Consider the following 25,294-nt stretch of genomic DNA (forward strand, 5'->3'; position numbering starts at 1 on the left):
GCCACCGGAGATGCTGCTCAAGGCCTTGCTGCTGCAGATCCTGTTCTCCATCCGCAGCGAGCGCCAGTTGGTCGAAGCGATCAACTACAACCTGCTGTACCGCTGGTTCGTGGGCCTGAACATCGAAGACAAGGTCTGGGACCACTCCACTTTCAGCGCCAACCGCGAACGTCTGTTCAACGAAGACCTCGCCCGCGCCTTCTTCGAGCGCGTCAAGCTCAGTGCCCAGTGGGGCAAGCTCGCCAGCGACGAGCACTTCAGCGTGGACGGCACGCTCATTGACGCCTGGGCCTCGCACAAGAGCTTCAAGCGCAAAGACGACGACAGCGGCACGCCGCCTGGGCGCAACCCCGAGGTGGACTTCAAGGGGCAGGAGCGCTGCAACGACACCCACGAGAGCACCACGGACGCCGATGCCCGGCTGTTCAAGAAGAGCCAGGGCGACAAATCCCGCCTGTGCCACATGGGGCACATCCTCATGGAGAACCGCAACGGGCTGATCGTGGATGTCGAGATCACCCACGCCAGCGGCACGGCCGAGCGCGAGGCGGCGCTGGCCATGTTGGAGCGTCGGGGCAACAGGAACAAACGGGCCACGGTCGGTGCCGACAAGGGCTACGACAGCAAGGCCTTCATCAAAGGCTGCAGAAAGCTCAAAGTCACGCCCCACGTGGCGGCCAAGGACAAACACTCGGCGGTGGATGCGCGAGTGACACGGCACGAGGGCTACAAGACCAGCCTGAAGGTGCGCAAGCGCATCGAAGAGGCCTTTGGCTGGATCAAGACCGTCGGTGGTCTGGCAAAGACCAAGCTGATCGGTCAGGCCAAGCTCACGGGCCAGGCGCTGCTGTGCTTTGCCACCTACAACCTTGTGCGAATGGGCAGCATCGGCGGCTGGTGGGACGCGCATCATGCGTGAGCCCAGGGATACGTGCGCCCGAAATGGGCGGGAGGGCCTGCAAACCGGCCAGATGGGCCGTTGCAATCGCTGCGCAGACGCGTCTGGGCAGCTCGTGTCTTCGCACTCAGCGTCCCTGATGCGTTCGAAAAGCACTTTTTCAACGGCCTGTTAAGCAAAAACAGGCGCTAGCGCTTATTTGACAAGCGCTAGCAGCTATCAATAAAGAAGCAGTCAGCCCTGCAGACTGCGCCGCATGGTGATGTGGGCAATGCCCGCCTCCTCATACGGTTGGCCTACGGCCTCAAAACCTGCGCGGCGGTAGAACGCCTCGGCGCTGCACTGGGCATGCAGCGTGACCTGCGCGTCGCCGCGCGCGCGCGCCGCCTGCACCAATGCGTCCAGCACCATGCGGCCCCAACGCTGGCCGCGCAACACGCGGTCCACTGCCATGCGGCCAATGCGCGCCTCGCCCGGCGCATCCTGCAGCAGTCGGCCCGTCGCCACGGGCAGACCCAGGCGGTTGTAGGCGACGGCGTGCACGGCGGTGGCGTCCAGCGCGTCCAGCTCGATCTCGGGCGCAATCCCCTGCTCCTGCACGAACACCGCCGTGCGCAGCGCCGTGGCGTCGCGCCCCAGCGTGGCCCAGTCGCCCATGCGCAGCTCCACCATCTCGCCGCCGGCCTCGAAGTGCTCGATCATCGCGCGCAGCGCGGGCGGCACCGCGCGCTTGGTCTGCGTAGCGGGGTCGGCAAACACATAGACCAGTTCCACGGTCACCAGCAGCCGATCGCCAGCGAACATGCTGGCCTCGAACACCAGCGACGTGGTGCCCACGCGCGCGCAGCGCATGCCCACGTCCAGCAGGTCGTCGAGCCGGGCCGAGGCGTGGTACTCGACGCTGGCTTTCTTGAGGTACACCTCGCCGCCCAGCGCCTGCATGCCGGTTTCGTACGGCAACGCCAGCGCGCGCCAGTATTCGGTCATGGCGCAATCAGCGTAGGTGAGGTAGTGGGCATTGAAGACGATCTTCTGGATGTCCACCTCTGACCAGCGCACGCGCAGGCGGTGAAAACAGCGAAAGTCAGAGCGTTGCATGGCGTGTTTCCGTCGAAGGGATCAGTCGAGTTGAAAGGCGCTGCGCAGCGCGGCGGCAGCATCGGCATGGGCCTGGCGCGCCTCGGGAAGGGCGCGGCCCATCTTGATGAATTCGTGCGTCACGCCGCGGTAGATCTCGAGCTGCACCGGCACGCCCGCGGCACGCAGCTTGTCCGCGTACTCCACGCCCTCGTCCACCAGCGGGTCGTACTCGGCCAGACCGATCCAGGCCGGCGCCACGCCCTCGGCGTCGGGCGCGAGCAAGGGGGCGAAGCGCCAGTCCTCGCGCTCGGCGCGGCTGGGGATGTACTGGTCGAAAAACCAGCCAATGGCCGCGCGTTCGAGCACCAGGCCGTGCGCGAACTCGGTGTGCGAGGGCGTGTCCTGGTGCGCCGTGGTGCCGGGGTAGATGAGCAACTGCAGCGCCAGGGGCAGCCCGGCATCGCGCGCCTGAAGAGCGCACACCGCGGCCAACGTGCCGCCTGCGCTGTCGCCGCCCACCGCCAGGCGCGACGGGTCGGCGCCCAGCGTGGTGGCGTGCTGCGCCAGCCAGGCCAGCGCGTCCCACGCATCGTCGCTGGCCGTGGGGAACGGATGCTCGGGCGCGAGCCGGTATTCCAGCGACACCACCATGCAGCCGGCCAGCCGCGCCAACTCGCGGCACAGCACGTCGTGGGTGGCAATGCTGCCGATGGTGAAGCCGCCACCGTGCAGGTACAGCAGCAACGGCAGCGCCTGCGCGTCAGAGGCCGTGGGTGCATACAGGCGCGCGGGCAGCGGGGTGCTGTCGCGTGCGGGGATGCGTAGGTCTTCCACGCGCGGCAAGGCCGCCTTGGGCAGCTCCAGCACCCCGGCACCCAGTTCATAGGCAGCGCGGGCCTGTGCAGGGCTCAGGGTGTGCAGTGGGGGGCGCCCGGCGCGCGCCATGCCGTCGATGACGTTGCGCATCTGCGGCGTGAGCCGCGCGTGGTGGGGGGAAGGCACATGGGAAGCGGAACCGGGCGTCGTCAACGGAAAAGTCCTTGGGTTATTGGAAGTGCACCTGCACCGGCTGCGCGCCGGGCAGGCCCAGATAGGTTGCCGTGACGCTCAGGCCGGCGCGCGGGGGCAGCAGCGGAGAAAACGACCCCAGGCTCACCAGGTCGCCGGGCTGCAGCGTGATCTCCTCCTGCTGCAGCGCCTGGGCCAGCCAGACCACGGCGTTGAGCGGATGCCCGAGGATATCGCTGCCCTTGCCGCTGGCGAGCAGCGCGCCGGAATGGTCCGTGAGCTGCACGGTCATGCGCTCCAGCGCGTCCAGCAGCGCATAGCGCTCGCCGCGCGTCGCCGGCACGGCGATAGGCTGCCCGGCGATGCCCAGGCGCGCGCCCACGTTGATCGCGCCCACGCCGGCGCCGTTGAGCTGGGGCGGCGCCTGCACCACCAGGTCGGGCAGCTCGATGAAGGGGATCACCTGGTCGATGTGCTGCAGCACCTCCTCGGGCGTACGCGCGTGGTTGATGGCCGCATCCTTCACGCGTACCAGCAGGTCGGCCTCGTACAGCGGGCGCGCCCCAAACGCGGCGGGCACGGTGCTGCCGCCGGGGCGCACCATACCCTCGTACAGCTTGCCCCACACCGGCTTGTCGGTGTTGAAGCGCTTTTGCACCGCGGGGTTGGTGAGGCCGGCCTTGTAGCCCACCACCTTGCCCAGGCGGGCGCCCAGCAGCGCATTGAACTTGGCGCGGGTGCAGGCGCCGTCGGCGTCTGACAGTGCCGGGAAGTTGGGCGCGGGGGTCTTGGCGGCGTAGTGCGAGGCCATCGCCCCCACCGCAGCGTCGCTGAGGCACTCGGCCTGGGCGCCCAGGCCGGTCGCCAAGGCGACCCCCGCGCCCAGGGCGATGAGGGTTTGCTTCATGGTCATGCGTGTCTCCTGGTTGTAGTGTGTCGGGCGATCCTACTGGCACTCCCTCTCTTTCGCACACCATGGCTTTCATCTACTACGTCACCCAGATCCAGTTCGAATTCGGCGCCGTGCGCCTGCTCAAAGCAGAATGCGAGCGCATCGGCATCACCCGCCCCCTGGTGGTCACCGACCCCGGCGTGAAGGCCGCCGGCGTGCTGCAGCAGGCGCTGGACGCCCTGCCCGGCCTGAACGTCGCCGTGTTCGACCAGACGCCCTCCAACCCCACCGAGGCGGCCGTGCGCGCGGCCGTGGAAATCTACAAGGCCCAGGGCTGCGACGGCCTGATCGCCGTGGGCGGTGGCAGCGCCATCGACTGCGCCAAGGGCATTGCCATCGCCGCCACGCACGACGGCCCGCTCACGCACTACGCCACCATCGAGGGGGGCTCGCCGCGCATCACCGAGCGCGCCGCGCCGCTGATCGCCGTGCCCACCACCAGCGGCACGGGCAGCGAGGTGGCGCGCGGCGCCATCATCATCGTGGATGACCACCGCAAGCTGGGCTTTCACTCCTGGCACCTGGTGCCCAAGGCCGCCATCTGCGACCCCGGCCTCACACTGGGCCTGCCGCCCCTGCTGACGGCCGCCACGGGCATGGACGCCATCGCGCACTGCATGGAGACCTTTATGTCTGCCGCGTTCAACCCGCCGGCGGACGGTATTGCGCTCGATGGTCTGGAGCGCGGCTGGCACCATATCGAGACCGCCACGCGCGACGGCCAGGACCGCGACGCGCGCCTGGCCATGATGAGCGCCAGCATGCAGGGCGCCATGGCTTTCCAGAAGGGCCTGGGCTGCGTGCACTCCCTGAGCCACAGCCTGGGCGGGCTGAACCCGCGCCTGCACCACGGCACGCTGAACGCCGTGTTCCTGCCCGCCGTGGTGCGTTTCAACGCGCAAGCCGAATCGGTGCGCAAGGAGCGCCGCCTGGAGCGCATGGCCCATGCCATGGGCCTGGCCTCTGCCAGCGACATCCCCGATGCCATCCGCGACATGAGCGCACGCCTGGGCCTGCCCACGGGCCTGGCGGCCATGGGCGTGACCGAGGCGGTGTTCGACGACGTGATCAAGGGCGCCCTGGCCGACCACTGCCACAAGACCAATCCCCGCCTGGCCACGCCGGACGACTACCGGGAGATGCTGGTCCAGTCGCTCTGACCCGCGGCAGCGTCCGCCGAGCAGGCGCCCGGCGGCCTCGCTACACTGGTGCGCTTAACATTTATTAACACGCATTCCGCCCGTTCGGCGGGGCCGCGTACCGCATGCGCACACACCCGCTTTCCAAATGGCTGACGCAAGGCACCTACCCGCGCCTGTACGTTCCCATTGTGCTGATCATGGTGGCGGTCACGCTGGTGCGCTACCACGCGCTGGTGGGCGCCGAGCGTGAGGAGGCGCAGCTGCGCATGCGCGCGGAGCTGCAGGCAGCCTCGTACGCCGTGCTACAGGTGCTGGACGAGCCTGCCGGCAATGCCGCAGCGCAGGAGCGCCTGCGCCAGGCCGCGCAGGTCGCGGACGCACCGGTCCAGTCCATCCGCTGGGAACTGCCCTCCCTCCCGGCCGTCGACCTGCGCAACGCCATGCCGCCCACCAAGGCGCCGCCGTGGTTCGTGCAGCTGCTGGACCTGCCCACCCCGCGCCACACGGTGGCGCACCGGCTGGCGGACGGCCGCACGGGGCAGCTGGCGCTGGCGCTGTGGCCCCAGCACTACGTGGACCGCGCCTGGAGCGCCATGGCCACGCAGTTGCGCATCACGGCGCTGAACATCTTCACCATCCTGCTCCTGCTGACCCTGATCCTGCGCGCGAACGACCGCATGCTGGACCGCATGCGGCACGCGGCGGAGCGCTTCAAGCAAGGCCACCTGGACGCGCGCATACGCCGCACGGGCACGCTGGAGGCGCGCGAGATCGCCGACACCTTCAACGACATGGCGGGCAAGGTCCAGTCCTTGGTGCTGTCCCTGCAGGAAACCCAGCGGCAGCAGAACGAGCAGCTGCACTTTCGCCGCCAGCTGGTGAACGCCCTGCCCCTGCCTTTGTTCGTGCTGGGCGCGGATGGCGCGCACCTGGAGACCAACAAAGCCTGGCGCGAACTGCTCAATGCCTCCCGCCCTTCCACCGTCGCGGGCACGCTGGACCAGCTCTGGGCCGACGGCGTGGACTCCTCCATCGTCCTGGCCCAGCGGCTGTCCGACCGGCCCTCGGGATGGCAGGCCACCGTCCGCCCCTTGCAGGGCGTGCCGCACGAGATGGCCTGCTACCACGCCACCTTCACCGCGCCCGACGGCGTACCCGCCGGCACCATCGGCGTGCTGGTGGACATGACGGAGCACACCCAGGCACTGCAGGCAGAGCGCGCCGACCGTGCGTGTGCGGAGGCCGCGCTGGACGCCGTGGCCGATGGCGTCATCACCATCGACGCGCAGGGCCTCGTGCGCACGATCAACGGCGCGGCCCAGCGGGTCATCGGGCTCGCGCAGGGGCAGACGGTCGGCCGCCACGTCGATGAGGTCTTTCGCCTGGAGCCACCGCACTCCGTGCTCGCCGCCTCGGGAACGCAGGGGCATGCTGCGCACGGCGCGGGCGCCGCGGCCACCGCGATCCTCGCCTGCCATTCGGGTGCGCCGCGCACGGTGGACTACTCCGTGGCGGCCGTGCACGCGCCCGACGGCACCGCCGCGGGCCACGTACTGGTCTTTCGCCCCCGGTGACGTTGCCGCGGCACGCCGCGGCGGACACGCTCACAGCGGCTGGACGCGAGCGGGATCGGGCCGCCGCAGCCACTGCGCCCACTCGTCCGCCAGCTGCTGCGCCGCCGCCGTCGCGGTGCTCCAGGCACGGGCGCGCGCGGCCGTATCGGTGCCGTAGCGGGTGAAATCGGTGCGGTCCGGCAGTTTGCCGCCGGGCAGGCTGCGCACCCAGTCGGGATGGGGCGACAGCAACACCATGCGGTCCAGCGCCGGCGTGGCGCGGTGGCGCCAGGGCAACCCCTTGTCCAGCCAGCCGGGTACCACGCGGTGCTGGAAGTGCGGGTACAGCACGATCCCCGGTGCACTTTCCAAGCCGTTTTGGCCTGCAACACCCGCGGGTAAAGCGGTATCAGCTATATTTTTAATAGCAATTGGCGCCTGATAACGCAGGTGCAGGTGGTAGTCGGTGATGCCCCCATCCCAGTAGGCGCCGCGCGGTGCGCCGGCGATGTCGTGCACGGCGCGCAGCACGAAGGGAATGGAGCAACTGGCCTGCAGCGCGGGCATGAAGTTCTGCGCGGTCAAGGCCACCTGGTGGGTGCGGAAGTCGCGCACGTCAAACGGCAGTGCGCCCGGCGCAGCGGTGGAGAACACCACGCGGTCCAGCCACAGCGCCAGCGCGCGGCGGTGCAGCGCATTACTGGCGAAAGCGCCCAGGTAGCCCAGCGGCGTGCCCCAGCGGTGCTCGCGCGCCAGCAGGTGGCGCCCGCGCGCGGCGACGATGTGCAACCGGTAGCGCGCATGGCCCAGCACCGTGTCCACACGGCCGCCAAAAAAGGCCTGCAGGTTCTGCCCGAACTGCGCGCTCACCGCGTCCGCCGTCGGGCGGCGCGCGCCGGGGGGCAGCTCGTACTCCTGGTGGATGTAGTCGTGCTCCAGGCGCACGAAGGCGGCCAGGCTGTGGTCCAGGCAAGCCGTGGCCATGCGCCACGCGCCGATCGACGCACCTATCAGGTCCACCGGCTGCGCCGACTGCGGCAGCCATTCACCAAAAACAAACCGGTCCAGCGGGCCGAGGATGAGTCCCTTCGGGCCGCCCGCGGCCGCGGGAATCACGGCCACGTCGCTCGGCGCCAGGCCATGGCGCCCGATGTGCTGCAGCGCCTGCGGACCGGCATGGATGCACAGCGCCTTCATCACGCCCCCGCCCCACGCATGCGCCGGCTCACACGTAATCGCCCGCGTCGGGGCGGACCTTCCAGTCAATCGGGTCCTGCTGCAGCACCATGTCGATGTCCAACCCCAGCGCGATACCGACTTCGCCGGGGAAAGACCCCGCCAGCTCGCGCGCATCCAGCCCTGCCTCGCGCGCGCGGGCGCGCCACGCAGCCAGGTGCAGCACGCCCGCCAGCGGCTCGTACACATCGTTGTCGAACGGCGCATGGTGGTGGCGCAGCGCGTCCACCACGGTCTCGGGCAACTGCCAGCGCCAGGCCAGCCCTGCGCTCACATGGGCGTAGCAGTAGCCGCACAGGTGCTGCTCCAGCCGGGCGCGGCGCAGGTCCAGCGGGCCCACCAGGCTGTTGAGGGTCTGCATGCGGCCCGCGTCGGCCAGGTGCATGGCCAGCTCGCCCACCCCGTGCAGCAGGCCGGCCGTGTAGGCGGCGATCTGGTTGTGGTGCACCAGCCCGGCGAGCGCGCGTGCCACTTTGGCCGTGTGCAGGCTGTAGCGCCAGAAGTGCTGCAGGTTCATACCCGGCACCGAGCGCGACGTGGTCCCCAGCGGCGCGGACGCCACCAGCGCGCGCAGTTGGGACACACCCAGGAGCGCCAGCGCCTCAGGAATACCGCCGATCTGGCGCTGCGCGGCGAATGGAGGCGTGTTCGCCTCTTCCAGCAGGCGTGCGGCCAGTGCAGGGTCGGTGCCGAAGAGCTGGTTCAGGCGCCGCAGGTTGGGCTCGACCGCGCTCAGCTCGTTCATCAGCAGCGCCACCGCGCGTGGCAGGCTGGGCAGCGTGATGGGCTGCTCCAGCAGTGCGTTCAACTCCATGGATCGGATCGCCCAGACAGGAAAGTCGGGCCATTATCCATGCAACTCTTACGGTTGTTTACGGGCAGCGCTTCAGCGCTTGCCCTGCTGCAGCTTGGCGAAGGCCGAGGCCATGGCCGAGGGCTGCGCCGGCTCGGCCGCGCGGCGCGGCGCGGCGTAGCCGCGGCCCGCGCCTTCGAAGCGGTTGTCGCGCGGGCCGTCGCGGCGCGCGGGTGCGGCGTCCAGCTTCATGCTGAGGCTGATGCGCTTGCGCGCCGCATCCACCTCCAGCACCTTCACTTTGACGATGTCGCCGGTCTTGACCACCTCGCGCGCATCCTGAACGAACTTGTGGCTGAGCTGGCTCACATGCACCAGCCCGTCCTGGTGCACGCCCAGGTCCACGAAGGCGCCGAACTGGGCCACGTTGCTCACCGTGCCCTCCAGCACCATGCCCTCGCGCAGGTCGGCAATGTCTTCCACGCCCTCGTTGAAGCGCGCCACCTTGAAGTCGGGGCGCGGGTCGCGGCCGGGCTTTTCCAGCTCGCCCAGGATGTCGCGTACGGTGATCACGCCGAACTTCTCGTTGGCGAACAGCTCGGGCTTGAGCGTCTTGAGCATCTCGGCGCGGCCCATGAGCTCGGCCACCGGCTTACCGGTCTTTTCCATGATCTGCTCGACCACGGGGTAGGTCTCGGGGTGCACGCCGGTCATGTCCAGCGGGTTGTCGCCATCGCGGATGCGCAAGAAGCCCGCCGCCTGCTCGAAGGTCTTGGCGCCCAGGCCGCTGACTTCCATGAGCTGCTTGCGGTTCCTGAAGGCGCCGTGCTGCTCGCGCCAGCGCACCACGGCCTTGGCCACGCTGCCCGACAGGCCCGACACGCGCGCCAGCAGCGGCGCGCTGGCGGTGTTCAGGTCGACGCCCACGGAGTTCACGCAGTCCTCGACCACCGCGTCCAGCGTGCGCGCCAGCTCGCTCTGGTTCACGTCGTGCTGGTACTGGCCCACGCCGATGCTCTTGGGCTCGATCTTCACCAGCTCGGCCAGCGGGTCCTGCAGGCGGCGCGCAATGCTGGCGGCGCCGCGCAGGCTCACGTCCACGTCGGGCATTTCCTGGCTGGCGTACTCGCTGGCGGAATACACCGAGGCGCCGGCCTCGCTCACCACTATCTTTTCAATAGCTGGCAGCGCTTGCCCCGCCTGGTCTACGGCCTGTTTTTGCATTAATTTGATCAGCTCGGCCGCCAGCTTGTCGGTTTCGCGGCTGGCGGTGCCGTTGCCGATGGCGATGAGCTGCACGCCGTGCTTCATGCACAGGCGGCCCAGCGTGGCCAGGCTGCCGTCCCAGTCGCGGCGCGGCTCGTGCGGGTAGACGGTGGCGGTCTCCACCAGCTTGCCGGTGCGGTCCACCACGGCCACCTTCACGCCGGTGCGGATGCCCGGGTCCAGCCCCATCACGGCGCGCGGGCCGGCGGGCGCGGCCAGCAGCAGGTCGCGCAGGTTGTCGGCAAACACCTTGATGGCGACCTTCTCGGCCTCCTCGCGCAGGCGCGAGAACAGGTCGCGCTCGGTGGAGAGGCTGAGCTTCACGCGCCAGGTCCAGGCCACGCACTTGCGCAGCAGGTCGTCGCTCTTGCGGCCCTGGTGGCTCCAGCCCAGGTGCAGGGCGATCTTGCCCTCGGCGAGGCTGGGCTGGCCCGGCTCGGGCTTGAACGTGGAATTCACCTGCGGCTCAGGCAGCACCAGCTTGGCCTCCAGAATCTCCAGCGCGCGGCCGCGGAACACCGCCAGCGCGCGGTGCGAGGGCACGCGGCCAATCGGTTCGTCGTAGTCGAAGTAGTCACGGAACTTGGCCACCTCGGGGTCGTTCTCGTTCTTGCCCTCCACCTTCTTGCTGCGCAAGAGCCCCTCGGCCCACAGCCATTCGCGCAGCGACTGCACCAGCACGGCGTCCTCAGCCCAGCGCTCGGACAGGATGTCGCGCACGCCGTCGAGCACGGCGAAGGTGGTCGAGAAGTCGGGCCCCGGCTTGCCGTCATCGAGCGTGGTGGCGGGCTGGCAGAAGGCCTGGGCCTCGGCGTGCGGGTCCAGCGTGGGGTCGGCCAGCAGCTTGTCGGCCAGGGGCTCGATGCCGAACTCGCGGGCAATCTGGCCCTTGGTGCGGCGCTTTTGCTTGAACGGCAGGTAGATGTCTTCCAACTCCTGCTTCGTTGGAGCAGCAGCAATGGCAGCGCGCAATGCGTCGGTCAGCTTGCCCTGCTCGTCGATGCTTTTCAACACGGCCACGCGGCGGTCTTCCAGTTCGCGCAGGTAGGCCAGGCGCGCTTCGAGCTCGCGCAGTTGCACATCGTCCAGGCCGCCGGTCACCTCCTTGCGGTAGCGTGCGATGAAGGGCACGGTGGCCCCGCCATCGAGCAGCTCCACCGCTGCGCGGACCTGGGATTCGGTGACTTTGATTTCTGCGGCCAACTGCCGAACGATCTGCTGCATGTGCCTTCTGAGACGGGTCAAAACACGAAGCGCGCAGTTTGCCACAGGGCCATGGGCCAAAATGGCCGCGTCCAACTCGTTGTCCCACGCATGAAAAGCGCCCTGTTCGTCGATTTCGACAATGTTTTCTCCGGCCTGCGCCGGCTGGATCCCATAGCGGCCGACCATTTCGCCTCCCAACCACAGTCATGGATGCACTGGATTGCCCAATCGCTAGAGCCTCCACCACACGCAACAGCAGGCGCGCGGCGCCTGCTGGTGCGCCGCTGCTACTTGAACCCGCAGGTGTACCAACGTTTTCGCCCCGCGTTCAACCGCGCCGGCTTTGAGATCATCGACTGCCCCGCAATGACCAGCGGCGGCAAGACCAGCACCGACATCCACATGGTGCTGGATATCGTGGATCTGCTGCAGCACCAGGTGCACTACGACGAGTTCATCGTGCTGTCAGCGGACGCCGACTTCACGCCCGTGCTGCGCAAGCTGCGCCGCTGGGACAGGCGCACGACTGTGCTGGCAATCGGATTTCCCTCGGCGGCATACCAGGCCAGTGCTGACCTGCTGATCGATCAAGATGCCTTTTTGCGCGAAGCGCTGCGCCGCGAGGAGACCGAAACACCCGCCGCCGTATCAGCGCCACCCATGTCACCCGCTCCATCGCAGGCCAGCCTCATCCAGGCTGCGGCCCGTTTCATCAGCCAGTCCGTGGCCCATTCGGACAGGCCTGTCGCCCTGCCATGGCTGGCCAGCAAGGCGCCAATCCAAGTGGTCGGGCTGGATGCTGTTACCTGGGCTGGGCTGGGCAGTTTTCGTAAGCTGGTGGATTCACTGCGCCTGGCCCCACTCGTTGTGGACTGGGAATCAGGCGTGGTGCTCGACCCCGCACGCCACACCCCTTCTGTACCCACGGGCGCCCTACCCGTCCCGGACCAAAACACCCTGGCCGCCATCGCCCAACTGGTGCGCGCCGAAGTGGTCAAGGCGAAGGCGCCCGTGCCCTGCGGGCGGCTGGCCCAGGCGATCATCGACCAGTATGGAGTGGCTGCATCCGACTGGTGCGGCAAGGGATCGTTTCGCAAGCTGCTGGAGGCGCTCTCGCTGGCACCATTGCGTGTCGACTGGACCAATGGCGGCGGCCACGTTCTGCACCCGCAACACCAGAACAATGGGCTGGTGGAGTGGGGCCGCGATGGCGATCTATTGCCACTGCTGAGGCAGGTCAACGCCGCCACCGGCATGCCGCTTCTGCCACCGCCCGCCTTCCAGGCCCTGCTGGCCCAGATTGCCGCCGACGCCACCCACCACCCCTTTTCCCTCACCGAAACCGGCAAGCGTGTGCGCGACCGCTGCCGAGATGCTGGACTGCCCATCAACCGCAGCACAGTGAGCTTCGTGCTCAAGGGCATCTTGCTCGGAGGCCACATGTTCGGAGAACACACTAATGATGCGCATGCGCTGGGCACACGGTTCGTGAACAGCATTCTCGATCTGTGCCAGACCGAGCAGCTGACCCTGGGCGACGCACAGAAAGAGCAATTGCGTGACTGGGCCACGCGTGGCGCACCACCGCAGTGACTCCCGCCCCGCCCTTCCCCCTCCGCACCGAATGCCCGCCCGGCGCCTGCGTGTGCGAGCGCGACACGCTGATGCGCACGCCCGGCGGTGATGTGCGCATCCTGCGCCTCACGCGCGAGGAGGAAAATCGCCTCGTGCAGCGCCTGGAGAGCCTCACCAGCCTGGCCGACCTGCGCCACATGGAGCAGCGCCTGTTCGAGCAGCTCGGCGTGCGCCTGACCATCGGCACCAGCCCCAACGAGGTGCGCAGCCTGCGTGGCATCACCGTGCTGGTCCAGGAGCAGCCGGGCCTGTGCCGCAAGACGCGCCAGGCCATCCCTGCGGCCATCAAGAAAAGCATGGACCGGCACCCCGAGATCGTCTACGCCCTGCTCAACGCGGGCGGCCTGTTCGAGGGCCTGTGATCCATGCAGGACGATCTGTTTGGCGGTGCGCCGCCATCGCCCTCAGCATCGCCCTCAGCACCGCCACGACCACCGGAAGACACCCCCGCCCGCCCACGGGAAAAGTCGCCCACCCGCCGCACCGGTGTGCATCCCGCCGCCTGGGGCGACGATCTGCGCGCACTCGCCAACCGGCTGCCGCCCACGCTGCGCCTGGGCACATCCTCCTGGAGCTACCCTGGCTGGCAGGGCCTGGTGTGGGAGGGGGCGCATTCCGAACAGCTGCTGGCCCGCAAAGGCCTGCCCGTGCTGGCCCAGCATCCGCTGATGCGCACCGTGAGCATCGACCGGAGCTTCTACCGCCCGCTCACGGCCAGCGACTATGCGCGCTACGCGGCCCAGGTGCCGGCGGACTTCCGCTTTGTGGTCAAGGCGCCCAGCCTGGTCACCGACGCGCTGGTGCGCAGCGAGGACGGCCGTGGACGCGAGCCCAACCCGGCCTTCCTGGATGCGCAGTTGGCCGCCCAGGAGTTCGTGGCGCCCGCACTGGAGGGGCTGGGCCAGCGCACCGGCGCGCTGGTGTTCCAGCTAAGCCCGCTGCCCTGGAACCTGCTGGACCGCCTGCGCGAGGTGTTGGAGCGACTGCGCACGCTCTTGCAGGCCCAACCGGCGCTATGCCCCACGGCGCCCGACGCCGTGCTGGCCGTCGAGGTGCGCGACCCCGAATGGCTGGCGCCCGCGCACCTGCACCACTTCGCCGACGTACTGCGCAGCAGCGGTGCCACCTACTGCCTGGGCCTGCACGCGCGCCTGCCGCCCCTGGCCGAGCAACTACCGCTGCTGCGCCTGCTCTGGCCCGGCCCACTGGTCTGCCGGTGGAACCTGAACCCCGTGCACGGCCCGCAGGGGTATGAAGCCGCTGAAAAGGGCTACGCGCCCTACGACCGCATTCACGACCCCGATCCCGACAACCTGGCGCTGCTGGCGCGCACGGTGGCGGGCATCTGCGGACGGGGCCAAAACGCCTTCGTGACCATCAGCAACCACGCGGAAGGCTGTGCGCCGCTGACAGTGCAGCGGCTGGCGGAACAGGTGGTTCTTTATGATCAAAAACAGCTCTAACGCTTGTCTGGCATGCGCTGGCAGCTATCTTTTCTGACGATCTGACGATCTGACGATCACGGACTGCCGCACCCGCACGACGTTCTTCTTGCGCCAAAAGGAGGCCAAGAACACCGCCCCCATGGGGCGCACAAGCGCCACGGCTCTGCCTCTGTTACCGCTGCCTCACCCGCAGCGAGCTGCACACCCCCGCCACGACCGCGCACGCCCCTGCCACCAGCAGTGCCAGCGACTCCGCGCTTCCATCGTGCCCCGGCCGCAGGGCGAAGATGGCCGCGAGCGACACGGCGCCCAGTGTCTGGCCCGTCAGGCGCGCGGTGCCCAGCATGCCGCTGGCCGCGCCGCTGCGGTGCAGCGGGGCCGAGGTGACGATGGTGTGGTTGTTGGGCGACTGGAACAGCGCAAAGCCGGCACCGCACAGCGCCATGCGCCAGGCCACGTTCCAGTCCGCGGGCTGCGCGGGCATCAGGCCCAGCGAGACCAGTCCGGCAGCAAACACCGCCATGCCAATGCCGCCGAGCAGGCCGTCCGGGTAGCGGCCAATCAACCGGCCCGCCAGCGGCGCCACCACGGCGGTGGCCAGGGGCCAGGCCGTGATGAGCAGCCCGGCCTCCAGGTGGGTGCGGCCCTGCGCCTCCAACAGCAGGAAGGGCAGCGACAGAAAGCCCAGCATCTGCGCGCAGAACGCCCCCACGGACGAGCCCATCGACAGGGCGAACACCGGAATGCGCAGCAGGTCCACCGGAAACAGCGGCGCCGCCAGGCCGCGCTGGCGCCACAGGAACACCGCCCCCACGGCCACACCCACGGCCAGCAGGATCGCACCCGTGGCCGCGCTGCCGCCCTGCGCCGCGCTGCGCACGCCCAGTTGCTCCCCGCCGAGGAACAGCAGCGTGAACATGGCGCCGTTGAGTAGCACGTCGATGGCGGAAAAGCGCGGCGCACGGTTGGCGGATGGAGGATTGACCGGCAGCGCGCGCCGCCCCAGCCACCAGACTCCGACGCCCAAGGGCAGGTTCATGGCAAACAGCCAGGGCCACGACGCCACCGACAGGATGGCCGCCGCCACCGACGGCCCCGCCATGGACGCGGTGGCCACCACCAGCGAATTGATGGCCATGCCGTGGCCTAGCTGCGCGCGCGGGTAGATCAGGCGCACCAGCGCCGCGTTCACGGCCATCACGCCCGCGGCGCCCAGGCCCTGCAACGCCCGCGCGGCAATCAAGGCGGGCATGCTGGCCGCCAGCATGGCGCCCACCGACGCCAGCGCGAACAGCGCCATGCCCACCAAGTACACGCGCCGGTAGCCCACGCGCTCGCCCAGGGCGGCCAGCGGCAGCAGCACGACCAGCGTGGCGAGCTGGTAGGCGTTGACCACCCACACGCTCTGCGCCGCGCCCGACTGCAACTGGCGTGCGATGTCGGGCAGCGCCAGGTTGACGATGCTGCTGTCGAGCACCGCCAGCGTGAGCCCGAGAACGATGACCAGCATCGCCTGGCGGCGTGCGGGCTGCGGCAGGCCGTCGGCCAGGGGCGGCGCACCCACGGGTAAGCCGCTCATGGCCGGCGCTCCGGGGCGATGTCTTTCGCGGCGCCGTGCGCGATGCGCTGCGCGCCCGCCGGCCCCAGCGTGATCCAGGTCAGCGCCACCCCCGTCAGCGCCCCCGTGGCCATGCCCACCACCATGGGCAGGGGCGCGTCGCTGGCAAACAGGCCCACCGCCGCCATGGCGAGGGTGCCGATCAGCATCTGCAGCGTGCCCATGAGGGCGGACGCCGTCCCCGCAATGGTGCCGTGCTCCTCCAGCGCCAGCACGGAGGTGGTGGGGATCACCAGCCCCATCAGCGCGCTGGCGACGAAGTACAGCACCAGCAGCACGGCCAGCCGGTCGCCGCCCAGCAGGTAATGCGCCAGCAGGGCCAGCATGACCGCGCCCGCGCCGCTGGCGGCCGCCTTCACCACCGGCGCCATGCCGTAGCGCCGCCCCAGCCGCGCCGTGAGCTGCGCGCTGGCGAAGAAGGCCGCCGCGTTGACCGAAAACGCCACGCTGTACTGCACGGGCGACAACCCGTAGTGGTTGATCAGCACGAAAGGCGAGCCCGCCAGGTAAACGAAGAAACCCGCCATGGAGCAGCCGCCGATGCCCACCAGCCCCAGGTAGTGCCAGTCGCGCAGCAGCGTCGTGTAGGCCGCGGCCGCGCTGCCCACGGAGCTGCGCACCCGCTGGCCGGCGGGCCGTGTCTCGTGCAGCGCCCGCTGGACCAACACCAGCCCGGCCAGCGCCGCCACCGCCACCACCCAGAACACGCCGCGCCAGCCGGCCAGCGCGATCACGCCGCTGCCCACCAATGGCGCCAACAAGGGCGACACGCTGAACACCAGCATCAGCAGCGACATGAGCCGGGCCGCCTCGGTGCCCGTGTGCAGGTCGCGCACCACCGCGCGCGGAATCACCATGCCCGCCGCCGCGCCCAGCCCCTGCACAAAGCGCAGCAGCACCAGCGTGTGCACGTCGGTCGCCAGCGCGCAGCCCACGCTGGCCAGCGTGAACAGGCCCAGCCCGAAGAACAGCGGCGGCCTGCGCCCGACCATGTCGGACACCGGGCCGTAGACCAACTGGCCCACGCCCAGTGCGAGGAAGAAGGCCGTCAGGCTCCACTGCACCGCCCCCACATCGGCCCGCAGCGCCGAGCCGATGGCCGGCAGCGCCGGCAGGTACATGTCGATGGCAAATGGGCCGATGGCGGAGAGCAGGCCCAGGATCAGGGCCATGCGGAAGAACGGGGAAAAGGGCATTCGGGCGATTGTCGCCACACTGGCCGGATCGTGCTGGCGCGCTGCGCGAAGGCCCACATCGCCTCCCATGCAGCGCCGCGGCCGGCACCCGCGTGCGTTCGATGGTCGCAAAAGCCGCCCTTCCTGCCCGCTGTTCACGGGTTGCCTGGCCTTGCCGCCGCCCGACAATCGCGTGCGCGGCTCGGCCGCACTGTTCCTGCCGTCCTGTACTGCCTCGCCCGGAGACACCGCATGCCCCTGCCCCCGATCGCCCCCGCCCTGCGCGGCTGGGCCGCCACCCTGGCCCTGTGCGCTGGCGCCCTGCTCCTGGCCGCGCCCGCCCTCGCCGCCGCGGACCGTGAGGACGAGGCCGACGACGCCCCGCCCGTTCCGGTCGCGCCCGCCCAGCCGGTGCTGGTGCCGTCGCCCGACGGCGCGCTGGTGATCGATACGCAGGCGCGGCTGGCCTGGCCGCGCTGCGCGCAGGGCATGCAATGGACAGGCGCCACCTGCACCGGCGTGGCCCTGCGCTACACCTACGGCGAGGCCCAGGCGCTGGTGCGCCAGCGCTGGAAGGACGAGGGCGTGCGCTGGCGCCTGCCGCGCGTGCCCGAGCTGCGCCGCCTGGTCAACCGCAACGCGCAGCCGCCCTCGGTCGACCCCCAACTCTTTCCCAATGCGCCCCTGGAATGGCACTGGACCGGCACCGCCAGCGTCAACACCCTCAGCGTGAACCCCTACGCCTACGGCAATGTGGCGCGCGGCGGCGCGGGCGAGAGCAGCCTGTCGGTGCAGCAGGGCTGGGCCGTGGACATGACCAGCGGCGAGGCCCGCGGCGACGTGGGCCGCAGCACGCGCCTGCCCATACGGCTGGTGCGCCCGGCGCCCTGAGCGGACGCTCTGCGCACCCTGCACCTGGGTGGACGCGCAAACGCTACATTTTCAATAGCTGCTAGCACTTATCCAGCAAGCGCCAGAAGCCATTTCAATTCAAAAGCCGGTCACTGCGCGCGCAACGCCGCCCGCAGTTGCGCCCCCAGCTCGGGTTTGTCCGCGAACGGGTCGGTGGGGTTGCGTGCCTGCACCACGTCTTCCATGCGCGTGCGCACGGCCCCCAGCGCCTGCGGGTGGCTGTAGATGTAGAACTGCCCCGCCGCCACGGCGTCGAAGACCTTCTGCGCCACCTCGGCGGCCGTCACCTTGCCGCTGGTGACGGCCTTGCCGATCATGGCCTGGCCGATGAGCTGGCTCTTGGTGGGCCGCTCGTCCGCCAGCACCTGCGGGCGGTTGCGCTCGCTCTGGCTGATGCCCGTGGGCACGAAATACGGACACAGCACGCTGGCGCCCACCTGGTCGGTGACCAGCGCCAGGTCCTGGTACAGCGTCTCGCTCAGTGCCACCACGGCGTGCTTGCTGACGTTGTAGATGCCCATGTTGGGCGGGGCCAGCAGGCCGGCCATGCTGGCGGTGTTGACGATGTGCCCGCGCCAGGCAGGGTCGTCCTTGGCGGCCTGCAGCATCAGCGGGGTGAACAGGCGCACGCCGTGCACCACGCCCATGAGGTTCACGCCCAGCACCCATTCCCAGTCGCGGGCCGAGTTCTCCCACACCAGCCCGCCCGATCCCACGCCCGCGTTGTTGAACACCAGGTGCGGCGCGCCGAAGTGCTGCACCACGTCCTGTGCCAGCTGCTCCATCTGCGCGGCGTTGGACACGTCCACCCGGCGCGCCAGCACGGGGGCGCCAGCGGCGGCCAGCTCCACGGCGGCGCGCTCCAGCGCGTCCTGCTGCACGTCCACCAGGACCAGGTTCATGCCCAGGCGCGCGCCGATGCGGGCGCACTCCAGGCCAAAGCCCGAGCCCGCCCCCGTGAGCACGGCGGTCTTGCCGGCGAAGTTGTCGATCATGCTGTGTGTCTCCTGCGGTCTATGAATGGAAATCTCATGCGGCGCGGCGCAGCACATAGCCCACGCGTGGGAAGTGCACATGCACGTCGCCCGCGCGCGGATCGGTGCGCGCCAGCGTGTAGCGCGTGCGCGTGGCAGCGATCAGCGTGCCTTCGGTGGGCTCGGGCCCAAAGCTCTCGGCGGTGATCGTCACGCGGCTGCCCAGGGGGATGCCATGCTCGTCCTGGAAGGCCTCGGCGGGCAGCGGCTGGGGTAGCGCGCCTGCGGCAACGGTGACGGCGTCCTGGGCGCTGAACTTCTCCGCACGGCCCTGGCCCTGCGCGGCCATGCGATCCATCCACTCCAGCACCGCCGGCGTGGCCGAGAGAATGTCGGCCATCACCGGCACGCATTCGCGCGTGAACCACAGCGGGTGGTACGCGGCAAAGTCGGCCACGCAGGGCTCGGCGCCGAAGAGAAAGTCGTGCTCTTCCACCATGTTGGCGATGCGCCGCAGGTACGAGCGGTAGGCCGCCGTGGCGTCCGCCGGGTGGGTGCGCGCCGTGCCCATGGCGCGGCGGTCGTTGCGAAAGGCCTCGGCCGCACCATCGGGCAGGCCGGCGAACAGCGCCTGTGCGCCGCGCGGCTGCAGGCAGTAAGCCATGGCGGCCCCGAACAGCACCATGTCCGCCCACTGCGCGAACACGCGCGAGACGCCTTTGAGGTGCGGCGGGTACAGCACGGGCTCGGGCTGCAGATGCTCCAGCACATCGCAGATCAGCGCCGTGTCGCAATAGATGTCAGCCCCGATCTGCAGGAAGGGCGTGCGCCGGTAGCCGCCGGTGAGTGCCACCACGTCGGGTTTGGGCATGACGCTGGGCACGATCACCGACTTCCACGCCAGTTGCTTGAAGCCGAGCACGCAGCGCACCTTGTGTGCGAACGGCGAGGCGGGATAGTGGTGCAGGATGAGTTCGGTCATGCGCTCTCCGGTGCGGTGCGAAAGACGGCCCCTGCCTTGCGCCCTTTCAGGCCTGTGGCGGCGGGCTCCACAGCATCTCGACATGCGGGATGTCGTCTTCCAGATAGGGATCGGACACCGTAGCAAAGCCCAGGCTGCCATACAAGCGCTGCAGGTGCGCCTGCGCGCTGATGCGCACCGGGCGCCCCGGCCATACCCGCTGGCACTGCGCCAGCCCTTCAGCCACCAGCGCGCGGCCCAGGCCGCTGCCGCGCGCCTCGGGCGCGCAGACCACGCGGCCGATCGAGGGCTCGGCGTAGTTCACGCCGGGGTCCACCACGCGCAGCGTGGCCAGCAGCGGCCCCTGCGGCTGCGCGCGGCCCAGCAGGTGCCAGGCGTGCTTGTCCGCACCGTCCGGGTCCTGGTAGGGGCCCTGCTCCAGGATGAACACCCGGCAGCGCAGGGCCAGCGCATCGTGCAGCGCGTGCACGCCCAGGTCGTCAAACCGCGCCCAGCTCCACTGCACCGTCAAACCAGCTTCACCAGTTGCTTGCCGAAGTTCTTGCCCTTGAGCAGGCCCAGGAACGCCTCGGGCGCCGCGGCCAGGCCCTGGGCGATGGTCTCGCGCGGGCGCAGCTTGCCTTGCGCGACGAGGCCTCCCAGTTCCTTGAGCGCCTCGGGCCACACCTCCATGTGTTCGCTGACGATGAAGCCCTCGACCCTCATGCGGTTGATGAGAATGAGCGCGGGGTTCTGCAGCGGCAGCGGCTGGCCGTCGTAGCCGGCGATCATGCCGCACATGGCCACGCGGGCGAACGCGTTGGCGCGCAGCAGCACGGCGTCCAGGATGTAGCCGCCCACGTTCTCGAAGTAGCCGTCGATGCCGTCCGGGCAGGCTTCCTTGAGCGCGCGGGCCATGCTCTTCAAATCGCCGTTCGCACGGTGGTCGATGCAGGCGTCAAAGCCCAGCTCGTCGGTCACATAACGGCACTTGTCAGGCCCGCCAGCGATACCCACCACGCGGCAGCCGCGCGCCTTGGCCAGCGCGCCGAAGGCGCTGCCCACCGCCCCCGAAGCGGCGCTGACCACCAGGGTCTGTCCCGGCTGGGGGTCGATGATCTTCACCAGCCCGTACCACGCTGTCACGCCCGGCATGCCTACGGCGCCCAGGTAGTAGGACAGCGGCACATGGGTGGTATCCACCTTGCGCAGCATGCCGGGCGCGTTGCCGTCGGCCACGCTGTACTCTTGCCAGCCGCCCATGCCGACCACCTTGTCGCCCACGGCATAGGCCGGGTGGCGGCTCTCGACGACCTCGCCCACCGTCCCGCCGATCATCACCTCGCCCAGCGGCTGGCTGGCGGCGTAGCTCTTGCTGTCGTTCATGCGCCCGCGCATGTAGGGGTCCAGGCTCAGGTAATGGTGGCGCACCAGCACCTGGCCGTCCTGCAGTGCAGGCGTATCGGTGGTGACCAGGCGGAAGTTGTCCACCGTGGCTTCACCCTGAGGGCGGTTGTCGAGGAGGATCTGTTGGTTGCGTGGCATGCGAAATCTCCAGGTTAAATTTTGCTATTATTTCAATAGCTTCTGGCGCTTTATACATAAGCGCTAGAGCCACTTTTCATTTAAAACTCAGTCGGTGGACACGCCGCCGGGCACGGCCTTGGGCACGTATTTGAAAGTGCCCGTGGCATGGCTGCAAACGCGCCCTTCGGCGTCGTACACCGCCCCTTCGACGAAGGCCAGCGAGCGCGTGCGGTGCAGCAGCCGCCCCTTGGCCACCAGCGGGCCGCGCGCCGGGTGCATGAAGCTGGTCTTCATCTCGATGGTGACCACGCCCATGTCCGGCGTATCGCTGCGCGCGGCCGTGGCCAGGGTCACGTCCAGCAGCGTCATGGTGGCGCCGCCATGGGTGACGGCGTAGGAATTCATGTGCTCGGGCCGCGCCTCAAAGTGCAGTTCGGACGTTCCGCCTTGCATGTGATGCAGGGTGAAGCCCAGCTCTTTGACGAAGGGAATGTCGGCACCAAAATCCAGCACGGGAAGCTCCTTGCTCAAGGTAAAAAAAGACCGAAAGGATAGTGCCCCTGGCGCGGTGGTTCGCCCTTGCCGTCAGCCGCCGATGACCGCGCTCACGCCCCCGTCCACGGCCAGCCACTGGCCGGTGATGTGCTTGCCCGCCTCGCTGGCGTACAGCAGCGTGATGCCCTTGAGGTCTTCGTCGTCGCCCAGGCGGCGCAGCGGCGCGTGCGCGGCCATCTTTTCCTCGCCCAGCGTCTCGATGAGCACGGTGGCCATCTTGGTCTTGAAGAAACCCGGGCAGATCGCGTTCACGCCGATGCCGTGCACGCCCCACTCGCAGGCCAGGGCGCGCGTGAAGTTGATCACCGCACCCTTGGAGGTGTTGTAGGCAATGGTCTTCATCTCGATCGGGTTGCCCGCCAGCCCCGCGATAGATGCCACGTTGATGATGCGGCCGCTCTTGCGCGGGATCATGCTGTGCTTGCCGATCGCCTGCGATAGCAGGAAGTAGCCGCGCACGTTCAGGTTCATGACCTTGTCCCATGCGGCCACGGGGTGGTCCTCGGCCGGCGCGCCCCAGCTCGCGCCGGCGTTGTTGATCAGGATGTCCACGTCGCCCATGCGCTGCAGCGTCTCGCTGGCCAGGCGGTGGATGTCTTCCTCGCGCGCGCAGTCGGCGGCGACCCAGCGCGCGTCGATGCCGGCGGCCTGCAACTCGGCGGCGGCCTGCTCCAGGTCTTCGGCCTTGCGCGAGCTGAGCATGATGCGCGCGCCCGCCTCGCCCAGTGCGTGCGCCATCTGCAGCCCCAAGCCGCGCGAGCCGCCGGTGACGAGGGCAGTCTTGCCCGAGAGGTCGAAGAGTTGTTGCGCGGTACGGGCCATGAAGGTGTCTCCCCAAGAGTCTGTGGTACGCCGTGCCATCGCCCACAGTGGGCAACGGAGGCGCGGCGGCAGGATTTTGAGCGGCTATTGTGGCGAGCGGCCCGCGCCGCACATGTCACATGCGTGATTCGCGGGCAAGGTTTTTGTGTCCAAAGGACAATCCGGGCGCGGAGCCCGCGGGGAAAGCGGGGGCCGCTCATTTTTCAGGAGTTCCCATGTCCACCGATACCGCCCTGCTGCGCCGGGCCGTGCACCTGGCCCATGACAACCGGGCCCGCGGGGGCCGGCCCTTCGGCGCGGTGATCGCGCGCGGCGGCGAGGTGATCGCCACCGGCGTGAACGACATCGTGCACAGCCACGACCCCAGTACCCACGCCGAGATGCAGGCCCTGCGCGCCGCAACACGCCAGCGGGCGAACCCCAGCCTGGCGGGCTGCACGGTCTACGCCAGCGGCCACCCCTGCCCCATGTGCCTGGCGGCGCTGGTCATGGCCGGCGCGGACAGGGTGTTCTACGCCTTCGACAACCGCGACGCCGCGCCCTACGGCCTGTCCAGCGAAGGCGCCTACCAGCGCCTGCGGCTGCCGCTGGACCCGCCGCCCCTGCCGCTGCAACGCCTGGCCACGGGCATTGGCGTGGAGCAGCTCTACGGCGACGCGCCCTGGCCCACGGACGGCCCCTGACACCCCCGACCACAGCGCCGCTGAAGCCGGTGCCGGCCCCTGCGTATTGGAATGCCTGGCGACGGTGGCGCTGGCCACGCTGAACCGGGGGCACTTCCTCACGGCCATGGGATCGCCGGGCCGGCATGGGGGTTCTCGGCGCCTGCATGCCCCACCCTGCGGCCCATGGCGCTGATGGGCGCGGGGCATGGTTGTGGCCCCCGCAGCGCTACGGCGCCTGGGCGCGCGCGCCACGGCCACGGCCACCGGCGCGCCGGCATGCGTCGCCGGGCTGCGCGCGCCGCCGTGCAGGCGCGCCCGTTGCCCCTGGCCACCGCCGCAGGTTATCGCGCCGTGCGGCTGGCAGCATCGGCGGCGCCGGGCTGGCTCGACAACGGTAGGTGCGTGATGCGGGGATGTGCGTTCCGGTATGTGACCTTTCTGGCGCGGCACGCGCACCACGTACGCCGGCCGTGCCACATCGCGGTCACAATATGCACCTTTTGAGGGACTGCAGCCACCCGCTGCCAGTGCGAAACCACAGCCCATGCACCCACTTGGTGCAACGCGGGCACAGGGAGGAACCATGAACCAGAAACCCCATGGGCGCCTGCGCGCCTGGCAAGCCGCCTGCCTGCTGGCGGGCGCCCTGAGCGGCGGCGCCGCCTCGGCCGACATCCCGATCGGGCAGACCACGGCCGTCAGCGGCCCAGTGGCGGCCAGCGTGGGCGAGACCCTCGCGGGCGTGCACCTGTATCTGGACCACGTCAATGCCAAGGGTGGCGTGCATGGCGAGCGCATCAAGCTGATCACGCTGGACGACAAGTTCGAGCCCAAGCTCGCCGGCGAGAACGCGCGCCGCCTGATCGAAGACGACAACGTGGCCGCGCTGTTCATGAGCCGCGCCACGCCGCACACCGAAGCCATCCTGCCGCACCTGGCCAAGCACGGCGTGGCGCTGGTGGCGCCCTCCACGGGTGCGATGACCTTCCACAAGCCCGCCAACCCGCTGGTGTTCAACGTGCGCTCCAGCTACCAGGCCGAGACCGAGAAGGCCGTGGAGCACCTGCACACCATCATGGTCCAGCGCATCGCCGTGGTGCACGTGGACGACAGCTTTGGCGAGGACTGCCTGGCCGGTGCCCAGAAGGGCTTTGCCAACGTGGGCAGCAAGCCCGTGGCCGTGATCAAGGCCGACCGCGCCAAGCCGGACTACGCCACCATCGTGCCGCAGCTCATCCAGGCGCAGGCCCAGGCGGTCATCTGGATCGGCTCCAGCGTGGCGGTGAGCGACGGCGTGAAAGCGCTGCGCAAGGCCGGCTCGTCCATGCAGGTGGTCACGGTGTCGAACAACGCATCCCGCGGCTTCGTCGCCCAGCTGGGCGACTCGGTGCGCGGCGTGATCGTCACGCAGGTGTTCCCCAACGTGCGCTCCATGGGCTACGCCATCAACCGCGAGGCCGCCGCCCTGGCCAAGGCCAAGGGCAACCTGACGCTGTCGCCCTCGGTGATGGAGGGCTTCACCTCCGCCAAGGTGCTGGTGGAAGGCCTGCGCCGCGCCGGCCCCAAGCCCACGCGCGAGAAGATCGTCACCGCGCTGGGCGGCATGAGCCACTACGACCTGGGCGGGCTGGAGCTGGGCTACGGCCCCGGCGACCGCACGGGCCTGAGCTACGTGGAGCTGTCCATCATCGACGCGGACGGACTGTTCCGCCGCTGACGCCGTCGCTGCCGCGCCGCGGGGCCACCGGGCCACCGGGCTACCGGGTCACCGCCCCTCGCGCGCCGCGGCAGCCCCCATCGCCAATCGCGATGCGCCGCCGGCCGCAGCCGGCGCACACGGCCCACGGCAGCCGTTACAACCAAGGGTCGCA

At 69.5% G+C, this 25,294-nt stretch carries 23 protein-coding genes; 9 read left to right on the forward strand and 14 right to left on the reverse strand.

What is annotated here, in order from left to right; translation table 11 throughout:
- A partial coding sequence (locus BV908_RS09130) for an IS5-like element ISDisp1 family transposase (protein ID WP_103737516.1) occupies positions 1-919 on the forward strand: 919 nt, incomplete at its 5' end.
- Between the two features lie 213 nt (positions 920-1,132).
- Here the strand turns inward: BV908_RS09130 and BV908_RS09140 are convergent.
- From BV908_RS09140 to BV908_RS09150, 3 genes are all read right to left on the reverse strand, one after another.
- Entirely contained in the window at positions 1,133-1,996 is an 864-nt protein-coding gene (locus BV908_RS09140; RefSeq protein WP_103737937.1) for a YbgC/FadM family acyl-CoA thioesterase, read from the reverse strand.
- Between the two features lie 21 nt (positions 1,997-2,017).
- Positions 2,018-2,944, reverse strand: coding sequence for an alpha/beta hydrolase (locus BV908_RS09145; protein WP_210434008.1), 927 nt, complete (start codon positions 2,942-2,944; stop codon positions 2,018-2,020).
- A gap of 79 nt (positions 2,945-3,023) precedes the next feature.
- Entirely contained in the window at positions 3,024-3,899 is an 876-nt protein-coding gene (locus BV908_RS09150; protein ID WP_103737939.1) for a fumarylacetoacetate hydrolase, read from the reverse strand.
- A gap of 62 nt (positions 3,900-3,961) precedes the next feature.
- Between BV908_RS09150 and BV908_RS09155 the strand changes: the two genes are divergently transcribed.
- Both BV908_RS09155 and BV908_RS09160 read left to right on the forward strand, forming a co-directional pair.
- Positions 3,962-5,098, forward strand: coding sequence for an iron-containing alcohol dehydrogenase (locus BV908_RS09155; RefSeq protein WP_103737940.1), 1,137 nt, complete (start codon positions 3,962-3,964; stop codon positions 5,096-5,098).
- Between the two features lie 104 nt (positions 5,099-5,202).
- Complete coding sequence (locus BV908_RS09160; RefSeq protein ID WP_103737941.1) at positions 5,203-6,654, forward strand: PAS domain-containing protein; 1,452 nt, start codon at positions 5,203-5,205, stop codon at positions 6,652-6,654.
- Between the two features lie 30 nt (positions 6,655-6,684).
- On the opposite strand, the gene BV908_RS09165 is transcribed toward BV908_RS09160, so the two are convergent.
- The 3 genes from BV908_RS09165 to BV908_RS09175 form a co-directional block, all read right to left on the reverse strand.
- Entirely contained in the window at positions 6,685-7,830 is a 1,146-nt protein-coding gene (locus BV908_RS09165; RefSeq protein WP_103737942.1) for a phospholipase, read from the reverse strand.
- A gap of 28 nt (positions 7,831-7,858) precedes the next feature.
- On the reverse strand, positions 7,859-8,683 hold the full coding sequence (locus tag BV908_RS09170) for an HDOD domain-containing protein (protein WP_047351366.1): 825 nt from the start codon (positions 8,681-8,683) through the stop codon (positions 7,859-7,861).
- Positions 8,684-8,755: 72 nt separating this feature from the next.
- Positions 8,756-11,152, reverse strand: a complete 2,397-nt coding sequence (locus BV908_RS09175; RefSeq protein ID WP_103737943.1) for a Tex family protein — start codon at positions 11,150-11,152, stop codon at positions 8,756-8,758.
- A gap of 90 nt (positions 11,153-11,242) precedes the next feature.
- On the opposite strand from BV908_RS09175, the gene BV908_RS09180 reads away from it, so the two are divergent.
- Genes BV908_RS09180 through BV908_RS09190 form a run of 3 tightly spaced genes read left to right on the forward strand, consistent with a single transcriptional unit; the run spans position 11,243 to position 14,232 of the window.
- Positions 11,243-12,727, forward strand: coding sequence for an NYN domain-containing protein (locus BV908_RS09180; RefSeq protein ID WP_103737944.1), 1,485 nt, complete (start codon positions 11,243-11,245; stop codon positions 12,725-12,727).
- Complete coding sequence (locus BV908_RS09185; RefSeq protein WP_103737945.1) at positions 12,724-13,131, forward strand: hypothetical protein; 408 nt, start codon at positions 12,724-12,726, stop codon at positions 13,129-13,131. Before BV908_RS09180 ends, BV908_RS09185 begins: the two co-directional genes overlap by 4 nt.
- Positions 13,132-13,134: 3 nt before the next feature.
- Positions 13,135-14,232 carry a DUF72 domain-containing protein gene (locus tag BV908_RS09190; RefSeq protein WP_103737946.1) on the forward strand — a complete coding sequence of 366 codons (1,098 nt, stop codon included), beginning with the start codon at positions 13,135-13,137 and terminating at the stop codon, positions 14,230-14,232.
- A 154-nt stretch (positions 14,233-14,386) separates the two neighbouring features.
- Here the strand turns inward: BV908_RS09190 and BV908_RS09195 are convergent, their stop codons facing one another.
- Positions 14,387-15,793 (reverse strand): MFS transporter, encoded by a 1,407-nt coding sequence (locus BV908_RS09195; protein ID WP_103737947.1) that lies wholly within the window; start codon positions 15,791-15,793, stop codon positions 14,387-14,389.
- Positions 15,790-17,028 (reverse strand): multidrug effflux MFS transporter, encoded by a 1,239-nt coding sequence (locus tag BV908_RS09200; RefSeq protein WP_103737948.1) that lies wholly within the window; start codon positions 17,026-17,028, stop codon positions 15,790-15,792. The genes BV908_RS09195 and BV908_RS09200 overlap by 4 nt, the downstream gene beginning before the upstream one ends.
- A 231-nt stretch (positions 17,029-17,259) precedes the next feature.
- On the opposite strand from BV908_RS09200, the gene BV908_RS09205 reads away from it, so the two are divergent.
- Complete coding sequence (locus BV908_RS09205; protein ID WP_088886549.1) at positions 17,260-17,898, forward strand: DUF1566 domain-containing protein; 639 nt, start codon at positions 17,260-17,262, stop codon at positions 17,896-17,898.
- Positions 17,899-18,008: 110 nt separating this feature from the next.
- On the opposite strand, the gene BV908_RS09210 is transcribed toward BV908_RS09205, so the two are convergent.
- The 6 genes from BV908_RS09210 to BV908_RS09235 all read right to left on the reverse strand — a co-directional run bounded on the left by BV908_RS09210 (position 18,009) and on the right by BV908_RS09235 (position 22,758).
- Entirely contained in the window at positions 18,009-18,914 is a 906-nt protein-coding gene (locus BV908_RS09210; protein ID WP_011804970.1) for an SDR family oxidoreductase, read from the reverse strand.
- A 34-nt stretch (positions 18,915-18,948) separates the two neighbouring features.
- Positions 18,949-19,875 (reverse strand): glutathione S-transferase family protein, encoded by a 927-nt coding sequence (locus tag BV908_RS09215; protein WP_011804969.1) that lies wholly within the window; start codon positions 19,873-19,875, stop codon positions 18,949-18,951.
- A 46-nt stretch (positions 19,876-19,921) separates the two neighbouring features.
- Positions 19,922-20,386 carry a GNAT family N-acetyltransferase gene (locus BV908_RS09220; protein WP_015913501.1) on the reverse strand — a complete coding sequence of 155 codons (465 nt, stop codon included), beginning with the start codon at positions 20,384-20,386 and terminating at the stop codon, positions 19,922-19,924.
- Positions 20,383-21,399: an NADP-dependent oxidoreductase gene (locus BV908_RS09225; RefSeq protein WP_103737949.1), complete on the reverse strand. Its 1,017-nt coding sequence runs from the start codon at positions 21,397-21,399 to the stop codon at positions 20,383-20,385. Before BV908_RS09225 ends, BV908_RS09220 begins: the two co-directional genes overlap by 4 nt.
- A gap of 87 nt (positions 21,400-21,486) precedes the next feature.
- Positions 21,487-21,894 carry a PaaI family thioesterase gene (locus BV908_RS09230; RefSeq protein ID WP_015913503.1) on the reverse strand — a complete coding sequence of 136 codons (408 nt, stop codon included), beginning with the start codon at positions 21,892-21,894 and terminating at the stop codon, positions 21,487-21,489.
- Positions 21,895-21,966: 72 nt separating this feature from the next.
- A complete protein-coding gene (locus BV908_RS09235) occupies positions 21,967-22,758 on the reverse strand; it encodes an SDR family oxidoreductase (protein ID WP_011804965.1) in 792 nt (263 codons plus the stop codon).
- Positions 22,759-22,973: 215 nt separating this feature from the next.
- On the opposite strand from BV908_RS09235, the gene BV908_RS09240 reads away from it, so the two are divergent.
- The gene (locus tag BV908_RS09240; RefSeq protein WP_015913504.1) at positions 22,974-23,441 is read left to right on the forward strand and encodes a nucleoside deaminase; all 468 of its coding nucleotides are present in this window, start codon (positions 22,974-22,976) and stop codon (positions 23,439-23,441) included.
- 565 nt (positions 23,442-24,006) lie between these two features.
- The gene (locus tag BV908_RS09245; RefSeq protein ID WP_103737950.1) at positions 24,007-25,140 is read left to right on the forward strand and encodes an ABC transporter substrate-binding protein; all 1,134 of its coding nucleotides are present in this window, start codon (positions 24,007-24,009) and stop codon (positions 25,138-25,140) included.
- Positions 25,141-25,294 lie beyond the last annotated feature (154 nt).

This window comes from Diaphorobacter sp. LR2014-1, assembly GCF_002916785.1.
In the GTDB taxonomy this organism is placed as follows: Bacteria; Pseudomonadota; Gammaproteobacteria; order Burkholderiales; family Burkholderiaceae_C; genus Diaphorobacter; species Diaphorobacter nitroreducens.